The sequence below is a fragment of the Simplicispira piscis genome (genome assembly GCF_054783455.1).
Genome location: NZ_BAAGQN010000006.1, coordinates 18,081 through 33,928, shown reverse-complemented (window position 1 = coordinate 33,928; position 15,848 = coordinate 18,081). Strand labels below are relative to the sequence as shown.

Here is a 15,848-nt window from a genome sequence, read left to right as displayed (position 1 = left end):
TGGAATGATGAATTAATCATGCTGGGTATTTTTTCGCGCTGTAGTGTACTGCTACTGCTACTGCTACTGCTACTGCTACTGCTTGCAAAGATAGTCCGGCGCTGGGGTTTTCTGTGCAAAGGGGTCGATAAGATCGCTGGAGTATTTTCCGGCAATCAGTCGCTGCGGTGGAAGAAAATGGGCTCGAAAAAAACGGCTGAATTTTGCAAGACGCTCTCCGCGTGAGGTCAGGTGAATGCAGTTAGTGGAATCAATAAATACGGTGCCGGACTCTAATTGTTCGGTGAGTCGTACATCCATCAAACGATGCTCTTTAACATATTCTTCACGGAAGATGAAATTCAAATATTTGACTTGGATACCACTACCGCGCTGGTGAATTTTTTCGAGAAAATAAAATGACAGCGAGCGATCTATTATTGTAGGGAATGTGATTGCCATAATGTAGCCGAGTAATCCGCAAATAACAATATTTTGCGTAGTCTCCAGTGGACTAAAATATCGTGCGAATGGCGTGATAAAAATAAAAAAAATATAAATTAGTAGTGCGAGGCTGCAAGCCCATATGGCTGCATAAAAAACAACATCTACCCTGAAAAAGTGAATGTAAAGCCAATATGTGATTACCGTGATCACGGTATAAATGGCGAATCCGGCTATCGATAAGGCTAAGCGTTGCATCAAGTATTTGGCTGTCGGCAGGGGGAAGAAATGTCCGCAGCGGCCCAATTCTGTTCCAATACTGGTTGTGAATGCAGTGGCTCAAAATGAGGGCGTGAACGGTGTGCATCGACGCCAGCGAGTGCTTCGCTGCGGCTCTGGAGCGATTTTCCATAGTCTGAACCATCCGCTGAAAGTCTGTGCAGCTTCCCCAGGCGCGCAGACAGCGTTGCCGACGCCACAGCGGCAAGCGCTGACACGCTGAGTACAGCGGTGCATAACGCGGTAGCCGGCCCGAACGTTTCGCCCGGTCTTGCAGCCACTAGTCCGCCCAGCACCACTGCGCCCATCCAAGCCAGCCCTATAAACAGGGCACCAGCCAGGGCAAGCCGATGCTGGATCAATGGTGCTAGGACTGCAAGAGAAGCGATACCGTGCTGCACGAGTTTGCGCAGATTCATCTTGGAGCGGCCTGCGTACCGTTGTCCTCGGTTCACGCGCACTTTTCGCATCTTCAAGTTCGACGCAAGCACAGTGGCTGCCAAGTGCTGAGAGATAGTCGGCATGGCACTTAGGCGTCGCACCCCAGGCTCGCTCAGGACCATGAAGTTACCGAAGTTCATGCGATGGCCAGTCAGGAACCGAAAAAGTGTCTTGTAGGCTGCATACAGCAGTTGGAAGAGCGGTCCATCGTCGCGTTTTCCGCGGGATGCTACCGCTACATCACAAGTTTCTCCCAGTTCCGCTGCTAATTTGCTAATCGCCTCAGGTGAATCTTCTCCATCGGAATCCATGATCACCACAGTTTGATCGCACCGAAGCACATGTTTCGCGATGTATTGCAAACCCACAGCAATAGCTGTTTGATGGCCCATATTGCAGTCTAGCCGCAGCAGGTGAAGGTCCTGCAGTGAATGCGTCGACGTTTCGAGGGGCAGGAATGGATGACGTTGTGATCCATCATCGACAACTACTACGCAATGAGGCACATGCATGCGTGCCTCCAAGTGTTGTAGTAACAGTGCGCATGCCTCCCTGTCCTCGTACACGGGCATAAGCACAATGAATTTTGCGCACAACTGGGGTATAGGAGTCATCTCAAAAAATAAAGCGCAAAGACATTGAGGGCGGTCTTTTTCTGACGCTTGCCACCTTCCATTGAGGTGGCAGCCAGATCACCTGAAGCATTGGACGGCAGGATGAGCAAGCCATGAAGCGATCCACCATGCCATTCGTGATGCCCGTGCTCTCCGCAGTTGCTCGGCCAGTTGCCGCTAGCCTGCTTTGCTGGAGGGGATTGTTACACTGCTACACCGATTGTCGAGCGCTTCTCTGCACTTCGTGCAGGTGCACATGGCCTGGACGAAATGCCGTCTGGCTTGGGGTTGGCGAAGCGATTCCAGGCTAGCGTCGCATTCTTTAGCGACCCTTCACCGATGTCACGGCAAGTTTTACCACACTATGAGTTATCAACGCTCCCGTTCGGTTGCTTTGCAACGCGTACTCGACCAGACTGCTTGCCCTTTCCGTTGGGATAGCAGTCGACTGATTGCTCTGCTGTTTTTTTGTGCAAGTTTTCTGATTTTCAACAGCAACTTGCGAACAATAGGGGCAGTGGACACCTACGCAGCCCGGTATTTGCCATTGTCGATTTGGAAAAATGGCAGCTTGGTTCTGGACCCGATCGCACAGCACGTAGCGCAGGGCGCCAGCCTGCCCCAACAAGCGGGTCAAAAAGATGATGTCTGGTGGATTCTCAAAACCAAACAGGGCAGTTTGGTGTCCATGTACCCGCCGATTACGCCCGTTCTAGTGGCGCCGCTTTATGCGCCCGCCGTCATGTACCTGAACGCCACGGATTGGAGTCTGCAGCGCGTCGAACGCGTTGGGCGCATCATGGAAAAATTGTCCGCTTCATTTGTCGCAAGCATCAGTGTCGCGTGCATGTTCTTGCTTCTTCGACGGCAATGCGATGTGGCAACCTCTGCAGGGTTAGCCTCATTGTTCGCATTTGGGACGTCGACTTGGGTTATCAGCAGCCAGGCGCTATGGATGCATGGCGTCGCACAATTGCTCGTCATCGCTTTGCTGTGGCTTGCCGTGACGCCACTGCAAACGCCCTGGCGGGGATTTATAGGCGGTCTGCTTTGCGCTTTGCTTGCTTGTAATAGGCAGCCTGACGCGATACTTGCCATGGGCTTTGCGCTACATGCACTTGCCCGGGACCGCCGGAATTTTGGATTTTTTATTGCAGGGGCCGTTTTGCCTGTGGCCGCCACCCTTGTTTACAACGTGCAGGTGGTCGGAAATGTGGTCGGGGGCTATGGCCTGGCGATGGAAGGCAAGCAGCTTGATCTCTCTGTGCCGGGCACTATTGACGGTGTGCTCGGTCTTTTGATCAGCCCAGTACATGGTCTTTTACTGTTCTCCCCGTTTCTTGTCTTTGCACCACTGGGTTTTATGCTGCAAGCCAAGCAACCATCCAACCGTTTGCTGTCGCTGCTTTTGGCTGCAACAACGGTGTGCCAGCTATTTTTTTACGGTGCAGTGAATTGGACCTCCGGGGTGAGCTGGGGGCCTCGATTCATGACTGATATGCTTCCCATACTTATCTGGGTTCTACCCGTCGTCATCCAACGCCTGAGCGTCATCGGACGGCGAGCATTTGTGGCGCTGGGGTTGTTTGCTGTTGCCAGCTCCGCGGTCGGAGCGTTTGGATATAACGGCAGTGTTCACGCCGAATACCTCAGCGTTCATCCGGCAAGCAACTGGAAAGAACACAAGACCAGCTCCGCACAGGCTGCATGGATGGTGGCCCATTCGCCGTGGAAGAACCAGCCGACGCTTTTCAATGATCTTTTTCCCGGTCTTTACGGATCTATCGATCGATTGAGTATCTCCCCTGAGGGTGTGGCCACGGTGGAGGGATGGTCGCTTTTCGGTAGCCGTCAACCGTTCGATGTCCATCTGCTGATCGATGGGGCGCGCGTGCCTGGAGGGGCGGGCCACTTCGAATACCGCGAGGACGTGGCGAAGTTCATGGGCAACTCCACCGCAGGGGCGTGGAAGATATCTTTCCCGGCGTCGCTCTTGACTTCAGATCGCCCCGTGTTCAGCGCTTTGGTCCGTTCGCATCTCTATGCCATGCCTTGGGCTCTTCAGGCATTCGAATTACCGAAGCCTGCTGTAGCCCCGTCGGCCCTTAAGGCGTCAATGGATGCCTCCTGGCAAGGGTCGATTGATGTTGTGCGTGTGTATCCAAACCGCGGGGTCGAGGTCGTAGGTTGGACTGCGCGCGGCCGCCAAGCGCCTGAAAATTTGGAGCTTTGGCTCGATGGCGAACGGGTCGCTGTAATCGATTCTTTCTTCCGGCGGCCTGATGTGGAGCAGGCCCTTGGATGGAGTGCGCCCAGTGGATGGAGGGTGCGTATTCCAGCGCGCCGCCTGCCTGGGGGCGAGCACAAAATCTCCGTTGTATTACCGGCGCAAAATTCGGCCCTTGCGCCGCAGCAGCTCATTTCCAGGATTTTCTCGGTTACGGCCCCGGCCGATGCTCAACAGTGGTCTCACAACATGCCGATGGAGGAGCTGGCCAGGCTTGCAGCGCGCACGCTTGAGCATCAACAAGACAGCGACGGCTATTGGCTGACCGACTACACCACTGACGTACGTTTCCATCAACCCGGAGTTGAATTGAATGTGTTCTCCACAGCTGCGATCGTTGATCTGCTCAGCCCTGTAGGTGAGCGATTGAAACTCTCTGACACCTTGAACCGTGCCAGGGGCTTTCTATCCTTGCAAATTGAGGAGTCCGGCCTCGTTCGATACCACGGGCGTCCCGATCTGCCCTCCCATGGCGTGATGGGGTGCAAGATCACGCCGGATGCAGACGATACCGCGCTGGTCTGGCGGCTCGCGCCTGTGTCAGACGGCAAGTTGCAGACGAGGGCCCGCGCCGCACTGGAAGCATTCAAAACGCCAGAAGGGCTCTATCGCACATGGCTAGCCACACCAGACCACTACGAGTGCATCGACCCTGGTCAGGACCCCAATCCTGCCGATATCGGTATCCAGATCCATGTGCTGATGTGGCTCTATCAGATTGATCCCATGGCGGCGCGAGAGCTTTGCATCATGCTGCAATCCCGTTCAGAGGATCCATCCCTGTGGGTGTACTACAAAAGGGCACCGGCAGCTGTGGTGTGGCGGTTGCCCGCTCTGCAGGCCATGGGGTGTCCTTTGAAACTGCCACCGTCTTTGCTCGCCGTCGAGGATACGGATCAGCAATTGTGGTTGCGGGTTATTGAGCAGATTCAGGTGACGGAAGCGGGGGGTGACCGGCGCCAGCTCAAGACAAACGAAGACCTGCTGCGAAAGCTCGCTGATGGCGGGTTCCTGCGCGTCTGGCAGTCCCCTTTGCTGTATTTCCACAATGACCTGACCGCCACCGTGCGCCGCTACTACTGGTCGCCCGAGTTGGGGTTGGCGCTGTGGCTGCGCCTTTTTGTCGCCACTGAGCAGGCCCGCCAAGTGGCGGTTGTTCAGCGCTGAAAGTAATTTTTCGGTGGGAATACGTTGTTGGCCCCAATGGTTGCGCTGCGTGCGTGTGGATGAAGTGGCGGTGCTTCAAGGAACTCCGTTGATAGGGTTCACGTTCGCGTTGGATCGTTCCGTGGCGCTCCATGGACTTGATGCCCTACAGGTACTGGCGGTCTTGGTGTGCGCGAGCGTTAGTCTGGTGGCACACATCATCGTGCTCAATGATTGGGCAGGCATCGACGGCGATCTGAATGACCCGAGTCGTAGTGCGCGAACCTTTCTATCGCTGGGGGTGTCCCGGCGCACCATGTGGTGGCTTGCGCAGTTTTTAGCTGCGCTGGGATTGGCTGTCTCTGCCTGTCTCGCTGATCCCGCGTTGTGGATTGCGGCGGGCATGCTGGTGACCAGCGCGCTTTACTCAGCGCCCCGCTGGCACCTCAAGGGGGCTCCGGTTGCGAGTTCCCTGCTTCACCTGTTAGGAGGAAGTCTGCATTTCTTGTTGGGATACCTTGCCATTGCACGGCTGAATCTTCCAGCTATTCTTTTCGCTGGCTACTTCGGGGTGGTATTTGCCGCCGGGCACCTCATGCATGAGGTGCGCGGGCACGATGCAGATTGCGCTAACGGCATCCGTACGAATGCGGTGGCATTTGGGAAAAAAGCGACATTTATCACGGCATTCGTATTGTTCAGCATGGCATATTTGCTGCTTGCTGTGTACAGCGCTGCGGAGCAGCATTGGGGGCTGTTTGGGATATCTGTGATGGCTTATTTGCTGCACACCGTCAAGTCTTGGCGGGCCCTGCTGTCGCAGCTTGAACTGCGTCCCTTACTTCAGTTGCAATCGCAGTACCGGCTCAACTTTGCGCTGATCGGTATAGCGCTGCTGGCCACCCTTACACTGTCCTACATGCGTAGCATGCTGTCAGGCGCGGCCGGTTAACTGGCGGTACAGCAACCGCAAGGGTTTGGTTATGCGCCATGAGGCAGACTGCAGTAGGGCATCTACCCGTGCTTCAAGAAATTGCAGCTTGATCCTCGTTTGTACGTACTCCTGCTGGTCTGCCAGCAAGGCCTGAACCTGCTGTCCGGTGGCTGCTAGCTGGTGATGGAGCACGAGAATTTCCTCGTGCATTTCGGTTCCAGCTCGGACAAGGCGTCGGCATTCCGCTTGAGCATCCAACAGGTCGAGTTCGATATGCGGGCTGAGGTGTGATGAGGGCGCAACGGAGAGTACGCGCGGCAGTGCGCGGTCTTGCACCAAGCCGGTTCGTGCGGTTTCATGGAGCCGAGCCACCATGCTGTCCAGGGGGCGCAGGGCCTCGGCCTGGGGGTGGGTACGTCGTTCATGCATCAATGGTTCCATTGGAGAGTCTTTCGCGGGATGCCAATTCTGGGTGAGCCTCGGATTCACTTGCTCATCACGACGTGCTTTGCCACGTGAGCACTTCATTAATCCGACTTCTCAGTCGCTGCGAGCAGCTGTCCAGGCTATGTCGCTGACGCAGCAATGTCTGTGCATTTTTTGCACGGCGCGCTGCCTCTTCCGGCGAAAAATACACGGAGCGCATCTGCCAGGCAGCGTGCACCTCATCGGGCTCAGCCCACACTTGGTCGGTGTGGAACGGGTAATCGCCTTTGGGCACTGGCACCAGCTTATAGTCTACCGGCCATCCAGTGTGGTGGGAAATCAATTCCGTGGTAGCGGAGTAGTCAGTGGCAATCACGGGCTTTCCCATCTGGATGGCCTCTGCAATCAGCAGGCCCAGACCTTCGCTGCGGTGCAAGGACACCACGACGTCACAGCATCCAATGAGTTGCAAGGTCTTCTCCCTGCTCAAAGTGTCTTCTATGAGCTGAACCTCGGTGTCCTGGCGTAATTCCTCCAGCCATTGTGATTGGTCGCTTTGCAGCTTCTTCGAATTGAGAGCTTTGAGGACCAGCTTGGCTCTGGCCACAGGCTTGGACTGCCGAAAAGCCTTGTAAAACGCCCGTACCACAGCCATCGGATTTTTGCGCTGAACGAAGGAAAAGCAGTCGAAAGAGAAGTAAAAAATGAAGGCGTCCGCATCCAGTCCAAATTGGCTTCGGCCTGCGGGAGGAGGCGGATCGAAGGTCAGCGCCAGCGGCATGTACCGTACAGGTCTTTTGACCTTGTGTTTGAGCATGCCCTCGATAAAACGCGTGGGCGCCCATACCTCATCGACCATTTCCAGCGCTGCGATCCATGGGGAAGGAAAACTCTCCAGTTCCCAAAAGGGCATCATAGATCGCCACGCGCTGGCATGCAGCGAGGGTCGAAGTTTTTCGAGTACCAGTGGCAACTGATCAGCGTTGATATTGAAGATTTCAATAGATGCGTGCGAGCTGTCTACAAATAGGGGTTCGAGCGACTGCTCCACTTCATCGGAAAAAGCGCTGATGCGAATGGGTAGACCCCGTACCGGGACTTGGCCATGGTGGAGGGCGCGCAGCATCTGGCGGCCTGCTTCGCCCACACCCAAGGCCAGTCGCAGGTAGCCTACGACCGTGACCAGGGGCGCTGCATCGCTGGCTGGCGCAAGTGCATGGGGCTCTGCATGGGGTTCTTCAGGCATGTTCCAAGGCTGTTTGGGAGCCATGGCCGCCCTGCCATCGAACCAGGGGCGGCCGTGGGCGCTGAACCATTGCAGATATCCGTCTGCACCCTGGTGGGTGGAAATATCGAAAGCATGCTGTAGCCAGGGTTGATTGCGCCACATCTCCGCTGTCAGGCGTGTGACTTTCCCGTGGGTGCCGCTGGCTGCCTCCGGGCTGGGCAGGTGGAGGTAGTCCTCGTAAGTCAAAAAAGGGTCTCCACCCAGCCAGCGCACGTGCCGATCACGGAATATCCGGCGCACGAAGGTCGGTATTGGAGTTCCCGAAGCGAATCGCCCATAGGCATACGACCCCGCCGGGATCGAACCATGTCCCCGCGCAAGCACGCGGTCTGCGTAGTCCTGCATCAGAGCCGCCAGCGGTTGGGAGATGCCCGAGTCGCAAAAAGCCTCGGTGTGTTTTGACAGCCGGCGCAGGTTCCACGGGTCAATTCCACTGAAGTGGAAGAAGCGAAGGGGTTTCCCGTCAATTCGCCATGCGCCTCGGCTGCCAGCGAGATCCCGCTGGTGGAGATTCCAATAAGCGACGTTGTAAGCGGTGTCTCTGAGGATTTGTACGTGTGGCGAAAATCCCGGGATCAAATCCATGAATTTCTGATCGACGAACCGACCTGAATCGGGTTCGTTGACACAGTCGTATTGCAGCTTACGGGACCACCAGCGAAGCAGGCGCTCCGTGTCAGGTGCAGAGCCTACCCCGAGAAACCCCAGGTTGTAGACCCCTGCACGCATGATGCCAACATCGTCAGGAAACTCATCGCGCTCGGCAGGCTGGGTGAGATGGGGTGTCAAAACAAACGATGCACCAGACTCCAGAAGCTCGAACACCTTGTCCAGCGGCGCATACAACTCTATATCCGGATCAAGGTAGACCACATGGTCATGACCGCGATCCCGCAAGGCACGGAACATGAATGGTTTGACTGCCGTGTTGAACTCCAGGATGTCGTACCGAAACGCGAACCCACGGAAGTCATCGATGTTCAGTGTCTCGGCGGCTATGACCTCGCATTTAGCTGGATAGTCCACCAGCTTTTGCTGGATCTCGTCGGCCAGGCACAAATAGACCGCTGCCTCGGGGTGATGCCTTTGTACGCTCTCCAGCAGTACCCTGGCCATGGATACATAGTTATTGGAGCAGATGGTGAAGATCGCGCGTGGTGCCGCCATGATGTGTTCTTTGGAAAAGGGCTCGTTGCAGCGGCAAAAAGCCTCAGCGCGGACCGGGTAATCAGGGCCTTCAAGACAGCAGGGCCTGGGCGAATTCGCGGGCGTTGAAGGTTTCCAGGTCTTCGAGCTTTTCTCCCACGCCGATGAAATACACCGGAATCGGGCGCTCCTGCGCGATAGCGGCCAGCACGCCGCCCTTGGCGGTACCGTCGAGCTTGGTGACCACCAGGCCGGTGAGTTGCAGCGCGTCGTCGAAGGCGCGCACCTGGGCCAGGGCGTTCTGGCCGGTGTTGCCGTCGATCACCAGCAGGACCTCGTGCGGTGCCGTGGCGTCGGCCTTGGTGACCACGCGGCGGATTTTTTTCAACTCTTCCATCAGGTGTATCTGGGTGGGCAGGCGGCCCGCCGTGTCCACCAGCACCACATCCTTGCCGCGGGCCTTGCCGGCGGTCACGGCATCAAAGCTCACAGCGGCGGGGTCGCCGCCTTCCTGGCTGACGATCTCCACGGTGTTGCGGTCGGCCCAGACGCCCAGCTGCTCGCGCGCAGCCGCGCGGAAGGTGTCCGCCGCAGCCAGCAGCACGCTGGCCCCTTCGTTGGCCAGGTGGCGCGTGAGCTTGCCGATGGAGGTGGTCTTGCCTGCACCGTTGACGCCTGCCACCATGATGACAGTGGGGGTGTGCTCACCAATCACCAGGGCCTTTTCCAGGGGGCGCAGCAGGGCGGTCAGCGCGTCGGCCAGCAGGCCCTTGACGGCGGCGGGGTCGGTGGTTTTGGATTCCTTGACGCGGCGCTTGAGGTCTTCCAGCAGGTGCTGCGTGGCCTTGACGCCGGTGTCGGCCAGGAGCAGCGCTTCTTCCAGCTCTTCGTACAGCGCATCGTCAATGCGCGTGCCGGTGAAGACCGTTGTGATGCTTGAACCCGTCTTGCGCAGGCCCGATTTAAGGCGGTCAAACCAGCCCTTGCGTTCGGCTGCGGGCGCTTGCGCGGTGGGCGCAGCCGCAGGCAGGGTTGAGGGGGCGGGTGCCACCGCGGTGCTGACCGGAGGCGTTGGCAGGGGATGCCGCGCTGCGAGTGCGGGCGCAGGTGCAGCGACGACAGGTGGCGGCGGCGGCGCCTGAACGGCCGGTGCCGGTGGGGCAGGGGGCTGCGCCTCTGCAGCAGGCATGGCCGGTAAGGGGGCAACGGGCTCTACAACCTGTTCCGGTCGGGGTAGGACGGGTGCGGGCGGAATCTCGGGTGCGGCGATGGGCGCCGTGGAGTCCTTGCTGCCAAACGGCTTGCGCAGCCAGCCAAAGGCGCCGCCTGGGGCGGCGCTGGCCGGGGGCGCGCTTGCTACGGGCTGGGCCGGGGGGGTGGGCGGCAGGCTCGCCGCAGGGAAGGCTGGGGCCGAAGGCTCTGCCGCAGGCACTGAGCCGGGTGACGACAAAGGCGCGGGCGTTGTCTCTACCGCGGGCGGTGCTGTGACCGCTGGCAGCACCTGCGGCTCGTGCACCTCTGGTGTTGCGGGCGCGGGAGTCTCGGCGGGCGGTGGGGCGGTTTTTTTCTTGAAAAAGCTGAACATTGGCGGGTTCGTAGAATCAGTGCATTCTATGAAACGCGCACTTCCCCTTCTGGGCCTGTTGGCCTGCCTCGCCGTTGGGACTGCCGCTGCGCAGTCTGACCGCCCTTCTCAACCCCTTGCCAAGGGCGCTTCCACGCCCCAGGCTGGAGCCATGCCGTTGCCCGTTTCGCCCTCCGGGGCGCGGCAGTTTCAGCTGTCCAATGGCATGCAGCTCATCGTGCAGCCCGACCGGCGTGCTCCCACGGCGATGCACATGGTGTGGCTGCGGGTGGGCTCGATGGACGAGGTGGACGGCACCTCGGGCGTGGCCCATGTGCTGGAACACATGATGTTCAAGGGCTCCAAGACTGTTCCCCCGGGTGATTTCTCGCGCCGTGTGGCCGCGCTGGGGGGTACCGAAAATGCCTTCACCAGCCGCGACTACACGGGCTACTACCAGCAGATTCCCGCGCACCGTCTCGAAGAAGTGATGCGCCTGGAGTCCGACCGCTTCGCCCACAACCAATGGCCCGACGCCGAGTTCCGCAAGGAGATCGAAGTGGTGAAGGAAGAGCGCCGCATGCGCACCGAAGACCAGCCACGCGCCCTGCTGTGGGAGCAATTGGGCGCGGCCGCCCTCGTGGCTTCGCCCTACCGCCGCCCCGTGGTGGGCTGGATGAGCGACCTGGACGCCATGACACCCGACGACGTGCGCCAGTTCCACCGCCAGTGGTACGTGCCTGGCAATGCCACCATCGTGGTGGCGGGCGATGTCGATGTGGCCAAGGTGCGCGCCCTGGCCGAAAAGTATTACGGCAGCATTCCCGCGCGTGCCGTTCCTGAGCGCAAGCCACGCGCTGAACCCGTGCAACGCGGCCTGCGCCGCATTGAGGTCAAGGCACCTGCCGAGCAGGCCTATGTGGCGCTGGCGTTTCGTGTGCCGCGCCTGGCCTCGCCCGATGCGCTGACGGCGGACGACCGCGACGCGCTGGCGCTGACGGTGCTTTCGGCCGTGCTCAGCGGCTACGACGGCGCCCGCCTGGAGCGTGCGCTCACCCAGGGGCCGCAGCGCGTGGCCGACAGCGCCGACAGCGGTGCCTCGGTGGTGGGGCGCGGCCCCGCGCAGTTTGTGCTGACCGGGGTGCCTGCACAGGGCAAGACGGCGCAGCAGGTGGAAGATGCCTTGCGCGCCGAAGTGGCGCGTATCGGCCGCGAGGGCGTGGACCCGGCCGAACTCGAGCGTGTGAAGACACAGTGGATGGCCAGCAAGGTGTATAGCCGTGACTCGCTGCAAAGCCAGGCCAGCGAGCTGGGCAGCTACTGGGTCCAGGGTTTTGGGCTGGATGCCGAGGACCGCATGCTGGCGCAATTGCGCACGGTGACGGCCCAACAGGTGCAATCGGTCGCGCAGCGCTATTTTGGTGACGACCAGCTCACCGTGGCCACGCTGCTGCCCCAGCCTCTGGCGGCGGGCGCACAGCGCCCCACCACTGCCCCCGGCAGCGCTGCCCACCGCCATTAAAGGGCTTACGCCCTGCAGGAATGAATATGAATGCTATTAAATACATAGCTTCCCGCGCTTTATTGATAAGCGCTGGAGTGGTTTTTTATACCCAATCTGCCTGGGCGCTTCTGCCCATACAGCACTGGCGTGAGCCCAGTGGCGCCCAGGTGTGGCTGGTGGAAAGCCCGGCTATTCCGATGGTCGATGTGCAGATTGACTTTGATGCCGGCAGCCGCCGCGACCCCGCCAACCAGGCCGGTCTGGCCAGCGCCGTGGCCACCATGGCCTCCAAGGGTGTGCGTGCCGGGCGCGGTGCTGCGGCCCTGGACGAGAACGCCCTGGGAGAAGCCTGGGCTGATCTGGGTGCGCAGTTTGAGGTGGGTGCAGGCAAGGATGCGCTGAGCTATTCGCTGCGCTCCCTGACCGAGCCGGACCTGCTCGACAAGGCCGTGCTTCTGGCCGCGCGCCAGATGGCCGAACCCGCCTGGCCGCAAGATGTGTGGGAGCGCGAGCGCGCCCGCTGGACAGCGGCTTTGCGTGAGGCCGATACGCGCCCCGGCACCGTGGCCAGCCAGGCCTTTGCTGCGGCCGTGTACGGCAACCACCCTTACGGCCAGCGCGCCACCGAGGATACTCTGGCGCGCATCCACCTGGCGGACATGCAGCAGTTCCACACCCGCCATGTGGATGCCTGCCGTGCGCGCGTGCACATCGTGGGGGCTGTCGAGCGCGCCCAGGCGCGGCTGCTGGTGGCAGCCTTGCTGGCGCGCCTGCCGGCCTCCGACCCGTGCCCGGCACTGCCCGCCGTGCCCGAAGTGGCCCCGCTGGTCGCCGCCATGGAAAAAGACATTCCCTTTGCCTCGGCACAAGCCCAGGTGCTCGTTGGCCAGCCTGGCTTCAAGCGCAGCGACCCCGATTTTCTGGCACTGCTCGTGGGCAACCACATCCTGGGCGGTGGCGGATTTGTCTCGCGCCTGACGGAAGAGGTGCGCGAAAAGCGCGGCCTGAGCTACAGCGTGTACAGCGGCTTTGCTCCGGGCCTGCATGCCGGTGCCTTCACCATCGCCCTGCAAACCCGGCCAGATCAGGCAGCGCAGGCCTTGCAGGTGGCGCGTGAGGTGCTGGATCGCTATGTCGCCGAAGGGCCGACCGAAGAGGAGTTGCGTGCCGCCAAGGACAACCTGGTGGGCGGCTTTGCCCTGCGCATCGACAGCAACAGAAAGCTCTTGTCCAACGTGGTGAACATCGCCACCAACGGTCTGCCGCTGGACTACTTGGACGGCTGGACGAAGCGTGTCGAAGCCCTTACCGTGGCCGACATTCGTGCTGCCATGGCGCGCAAGCTCCAGCCAGCGCGTATGGTCACCGTGGTACTGGGAGCGCAGCCATGAGCCGCCGCCTGACCCCCGCGCAGGCTGCTGCCGCCATGCGCCCGAAGCCCCACACCGCCCCTGCAGTGGCCGCCCGGCCCGAGAAAAAACCGGCCACCCCCCAGGGCGTGGGCGAGGTGCGCATCATCGGTGGGCAGTGGAAGCGCACGCGCCTGCCCGTAGCGCAACTGCCCGGCCTGCGGCCCACGCCCGACCGGGTGCGCGAGACACTTTTCAACTGGCTGGGCCAGGACCTGGCGGGCTGGCGCTGCCTGGATGCTTTTGCCGGCACCGGAGCCCTGGGTCTGGAGGCCGCTTCGCGCGGCGCCGCCAGCGTGCAACTGGTAGAGCAGGATGCCGGTTTGGTCGAGCGCCTGCAGCAGCTGTGCCAGCGCCTGAAGGCCAGCACCGTGCAGGTGCGCCGGGGTGATGGCCTGGCCGCTTTGCAGCAAAGCGCACCGGCCAGCCTGGACCTGGTGCTGCTCGATCCCCCCTTTGAAAGCCCGCACTACGAGGCGGCCCTGAAAGCCGCCGCCCGCGCGCTGGCGCCCCAGGGTTTTGTCTACCTGGAGACCGCCACAGCCTGGAGCGACGAGGTACTGGCACCGCTGGGCCTGGCACTGCACCGCCACCTCAAGGCAGGCGCTGTGCACGCGCATTTGCTGCGCGCCCTGGGTTGAAGATTTGCTACTTAATTAATAGCTAATAGCGCTTGATGAATAAGCGCTGTAGCTTGCTTTTACTAAAACCTTGTTGTGGATGCACACCCTGGCGCAGCGCTGCATAATGCCCACGCCTTGATGGCATTCCCGTCCTTCCGAAAGCCCCGCCATGTCCCAGAACATCATCGCCGTCTACCCCGGAACCTTTGACCCCATCACCCTGGGCCACGAGGACCTGGTGCGCCGCGCCGCGCAGATGTTTGACCGCGTGATCGTGGCGGTGGCCATGGCCCACCACAAGAAGACGCTGCTCAGCCTGGACGAGCGTATGGAAATGGCGCGCGCCGCGCTGCATGACTGCCCCCAGGTGCAGGTGGTGCCCTTCGAGGGGCTGGTGACCGAATTTGCTGCTGCGCACGGCGCCAAGGCCATGCTGCGGGGGCTGCGCTCGGGCACCGATTTTGACTACGAGTTCCAGCTGGCCGGCATGAACCGTGCGCTGGCGCCGCAGATCGAAACCGTGTTCCTCACCCCTTGCAGCCAGCACCAGTTCATCAGCAGTACGCTGGTGCGCGAGATTGCCACGCTGGGGGGCGATGTGGCGCAGTTTGTCTCGCCCGTGGTGCACGAGGGCCTGCTGCACAAGTTGGGCCGCTCGGCAGTCGCCTGAATCCAACCGGGGTTCAGGTGCGGGCTGCGGGCATGCTGCTGCCTTGCGCGATGGTGTCGTGCACAAAACGCAGTTTGCACAGCGCGCCTGCGGACAGTGCAAACGGGTAGGCGTCCTGCTGGCCCAGGCTGCGGTTCAGGCTGTTGAGCAGCAAAGTGAGCGGCACCCATTGCCGCACCATGGTGTCAAACCCTGGCGCAGGCTGGGTGAAGGGGTTGGCCACATGCTCGCGCGGCCCGGCGTTGGCGCCAGGCACGTTCAGGCCGGTGGCGTAGGCGGCGGCTGTTTCCAGCAAATCCACCATGTGCAGGTAGTGCGCCCAGGTTTCGGCCCAATCTTCCCACGGGTGGGCGGCGGCATAGGCGCTGACATGGTGGGCGCTCCAGTCGGTGCGGGCGCCTTGGGCGTAATGCGTTGATAACGCCTGCGCGTAATCCCGCCGCTCGTCGCCAAATACGGCGCGGAAGGCGTCCAGCTTGTCTGTGTCACGCACCAGCCGGTCCCAGTAAAAATGGCCCGATTCGTGGCGCAGGTGGCCTACCAGCGTGCGAAAGGGCTCGTGCAGCGCAATGCGGCGGCGGGCGCGTTCGTCGTCGTCGGCCTCGGCCACGTTCAGCGTGATGGTGCCGCCATGGTGGCCCGTCACGATGGCCGGTTCGCCCGGCAGGTCGGCCAAAAAAGCGTAGGCAGGGCCCGCGTCTGGCGGGGTGTTGTCGTCCGTAGGCTGCAGACCGAGCCGCGCCAGGGTATAGAAAAGCTGGCGCTTGGCTTCTTCGATGCGAATCCAGTGCCGCAGGTTGGCGGGGGCGGACAGATCGGGCAATTTGTGCGTCTGGCGGCAGGCAAGGCACAGCAAGTGGGGGCTGGCCGCGGGGACGCCAAAGTTGCAGGCGTCCCAGGTGGTGTGGTTGTAGCAAAGACGGTAGAGCGCGCCCGGTTGTACGGTGCCCAGCCGCCGCCACAGGCCCGCACCCGCTTCAGGTGCCGGGGCCAGTGCCGCCAGGGTCACCTGGTCAGGCAAAAAGGCCAGCGTGCTCCCGCAGTGCATGCACTGCACGCTGTCGAAGAACACCACATGACCGCACTGGCCGCAA

The 15,848-nt window shown here is 60.8% G+C and carries 12 protein-coding genes; 6 read left to right on the top strand and 6 right to left on the bottom strand.

Annotated elements, in window-relative coordinates:
* Positions 1–75 precede the first annotated feature (75 nt).
* Together ACYVOC_RS02330 and ACYVOC_RS02325 are read right to left on the bottom strand one after the other, a co-directional pair.
* Complete coding sequence (locus ACYVOC_RS02330) at positions 76–681, bottom strand: hypothetical protein (protein ID WP_461160757.1); 606 nt, start codon at positions 679–681, stop codon at positions 76–78.
* Positions 681–1,715: a glycosyltransferase gene (locus ACYVOC_RS02325; protein ID WP_461160870.1), complete on the bottom strand. Its 1,035-nt coding sequence runs from the start codon at positions 1,713–1,715 to the stop codon at positions 681–683. Before ACYVOC_RS02325 ends, ACYVOC_RS02330 begins: the two co-directional genes overlap by 1 nt.
* 406 nt (positions 1,716–2,121) lie before the next feature.
* Here ACYVOC_RS02325 and ACYVOC_RS02320 point away from each other — a divergent pair, with 406 nt between their 5' ends.
* Complete coding sequence (locus ACYVOC_RS02320) at positions 2,122–5,211, top strand: hypothetical protein (protein ID WP_461160756.1); 3,090 nt, start codon at positions 2,122–2,124, stop codon at positions 5,209–5,211.
* Positions 5,212–5,260: 49 nt separating this feature from the next.
* On the top strand, positions 5,261–6,142 hold the full coding sequence (locus ACYVOC_RS02315; RefSeq protein WP_461160755.1) for a UbiA family prenyltransferase: 882 nt from the start codon (positions 5,261–5,263) through the stop codon (positions 6,140–6,142).
* Here the strand turns inward: ACYVOC_RS02315 and ACYVOC_RS02310 are convergent.
* The 3 genes from ACYVOC_RS02310 to ftsY form a co-directional block, all read right to left on the bottom strand.
* Entirely contained in the window at positions 6,125–6,553 is a 429-nt protein-coding gene (locus ACYVOC_RS02310; RefSeq protein WP_461160754.1) for a hypothetical protein, read from the bottom strand. The genes ACYVOC_RS02315 and ACYVOC_RS02310 overlap by 18 nt on opposite strands.
* 67 nt (positions 6,554–6,620) lie before the next feature.
* The gene (locus ACYVOC_RS02305) at positions 6,621–9,005 is read right to left on the bottom strand and encodes a glycosyltransferase (RefSeq protein ID WP_461160753.1); all 2,385 of its coding nucleotides are present in this window, start codon (positions 9,003–9,005) and stop codon (positions 6,621–6,623) included.
* Between the two features lie 70 nt (positions 9,006–9,075).
* Positions 9,076–10,173 (bottom strand): signal recognition particle-docking protein FtsY, encoded by a 1,098-nt coding sequence (ftsY, locus tag ACYVOC_RS02300; RefSeq protein ID WP_461160869.1) that lies wholly within the window; start codon positions 10,171–10,173, stop codon positions 9,076–9,078.
* 424 nt (positions 10,174–10,597) lie between these two features.
* Between ftsY and ACYVOC_RS02295 the strand changes: the two genes are divergently transcribed.
* From ACYVOC_RS02295 to coaD, 4 genes are all read left to right on the top strand, one after another.
* Entirely contained in the window at positions 10,598–12,070 is a 1,473-nt protein-coding gene (locus tag ACYVOC_RS02295; RefSeq protein WP_461160752.1) for a M16 family metallopeptidase, read from the top strand.
* A gap of 26 nt (positions 12,071–12,096) precedes the next feature.
* Positions 12,097–13,443, top strand: coding sequence for a M16 family metallopeptidase (locus ACYVOC_RS02290; RefSeq protein ID WP_461160751.1), 1,347 nt, complete (start codon positions 12,097–12,099; stop codon positions 13,441–13,443).
* On the top strand, positions 13,440–14,102 hold the full coding sequence (gene rsmD, locus ACYVOC_RS02285; protein ID WP_461160750.1) for a 16S rRNA (guanine(966)-N(2))-methyltransferase RsmD: 663 nt from the start codon (positions 13,440–13,442) through the stop codon (positions 14,100–14,102). The genes ACYVOC_RS02290 and rsmD overlap by 4 nt, the downstream gene beginning before the upstream one ends.
* Before the next feature lie 151 nt (positions 14,103–14,253).
* On the top strand, positions 14,254–14,754 hold the full coding sequence (gene coaD, locus ACYVOC_RS02280; protein WP_461160749.1) for a pantetheine-phosphate adenylyltransferase: 501 nt from the start codon (positions 14,254–14,256) through the stop codon (positions 14,752–14,754).
* A 13-nt stretch (positions 14,755–14,767) separates the two neighbouring features.
* On the opposite strand, the gene ACYVOC_RS02275 is transcribed toward coaD, so the two are convergent.
* Positions 14,768–15,848, bottom strand: a 1,081-nt coding sequence (locus ACYVOC_RS02275; RefSeq protein WP_461160748.1) for a zinc-binding metallopeptidase family protein, incomplete at its 5' end; no start/stop codon positions are given.

What these genes read in the sequence shown, in the direction of transcription:
- ACYVOC_RS02330 (WP_461160757.1), bottom strand. Translation starts at nt 681, where the DNA reads ATGCAACGCTTAGCCTTATCGATAGCCGGATTCGCCATTTATACCGTG.
- ACYVOC_RS02305 (WP_461160753.1), bottom strand. Translation starts at nt 9,005, where the DNA reads ATGGCGGCACCACGCGCGATCTTCACCATCTGCTCCAATAACTATGTA.
- ACYVOC_RS02310 (WP_461160754.1), bottom strand. Translation starts at nt 6,553, where the DNA reads ATGCATGAACGACGTACCCACCCCCAGGCCGAGGCCCTGCGCCCCCTG.
- ACYVOC_RS02320 (WP_461160756.1), top strand. Translation starts at nt 2,122, where the DNA reads ATGAGTTATCAACGCTCCCGTTCGGTTGCTTTGCAACGCGTACTCGAC.
- ftsY (WP_461160869.1), bottom strand. Translation starts at nt 10,173, where the DNA reads ATGCCTGCTGCAGAGGCGCAGCCCCCTGCCCCACCGGCACCGGCCGTT.
- coaD (WP_461160749.1), top strand. Translation starts at nt 14,254, where the DNA reads ATGTCCCAGAACATCATCGCCGTCTACCCCGGAACCTTTGACCCCATC.
- ACYVOC_RS02325 (WP_461160870.1), bottom strand. Translation starts at nt 1,715, where the DNA reads ATGCCCGTGTACGAGGACAGGGAGGCATGCGCACTGTTACTACAACAC.
- ACYVOC_RS02290 (WP_461160751.1), top strand. Translation starts at nt 12,097, where the DNA reads ATGAATGCTATTAAATACATAGCTTCCCGCGCTTTATTGATAAGCGCT.
- rsmD (WP_461160750.1), top strand. Translation starts at nt 13,440, where the DNA reads ATGAGCCGCCGCCTGACCCCCGCGCAGGCTGCTGCCGCCATGCGCCCG.
- ACYVOC_RS02295 (WP_461160752.1), top strand. Translation starts at nt 10,598, where the DNA reads ATGAAACGCGCACTTCCCCTTCTGGGCCTGTTGGCCTGCCTCGCCGTT.